Annotated in this window: 1 protein-coding gene; it reads left to right on the top strand. The window is 69.8% G+C overall.

Annotation, left to right across the window (positions count from 1 at the left end):
- On the top strand, positions 1–766 hold a 766-nt coding region (locus A5753_RS17015), incomplete at both ends, for a phosphopantetheine-binding protein (protein WP_231990100.1).

Below are 766 nucleotides of genomic sequence, written 5' to 3'. Positions count from 1 at the left end.
GGGTGTGTTGGCGCGCTGATGGGCAGCTGGATTATCTGGGCCGCGCCGATGAGCAGGTCAAGATCCGCGGTTATCGCATCGAACTGGGCGAGATCCAGGCCGCCCTGACCGGGCTGGACGGGGTGGACCAGGCGGTGGTGATCGCCCGCGACGACCAGCCCGGCACCCCCCGGCTGGTCGGCTACATCACCGGGGCCGCTGACCCGGTCGCGGCGCGCGCCGCGCTGGCCGAGCGGTTGCCCGAGCATATGGTGCCCGCCGCGGTGGTGGCGCTTGACGCGTTGCCGTTGACGGCCAACGGCAAACTCGACACCCGCGCCCTGCCCGCCCCGGACTACACCAGCGCCGGGCGCTACCGCGCCGCGGGCGATGCGGTCGAAGAGATCTTGGCCGGCATTTATGCCGAGGTCCTGGGTGTGCAGCGGGTCGGGGTCGATGATTCGTTCTTCGAGCTGGGTGGGGACAGCATCGCGGCGATGCGGGTGATCGCGGCGATCAACACCACCCTGGATACCGACCTTGCGGTGCGCACCGTGTTCGAGGCACCCACGATCGCCCAGTTAGCACCCCGCGTCGGTGGGTCAAGCGGTGGGCTGGCCCCGCTGGTGGCCCAGGAGCGTCCGGCGGTGGTGCCGTTGTCGTTTGCCCAGCAGCGGTTGTGGTTTATCGATCAGTTGCAGGGGCCCTCGGCGGTGTACAACATGGCGGTGGCGTTGCGGCTGAGCGGGCATCTGGATGCCACGGCGCTGGGAGTCGCCCTGGCCGA

Source organism: Mycobacterium sp. 852002-51971_SCH5477799-a (assembly GCF_001667145.1).
GTDB lineage: Bacteria > Actinomycetota > Actinomycetes > Mycobacteriales > Mycobacteriaceae > Mycobacterium.
Note: the sequence above shows the minus strand (reverse complement) of the source record. Positions and strands in the feature narration are given on the sequence as shown.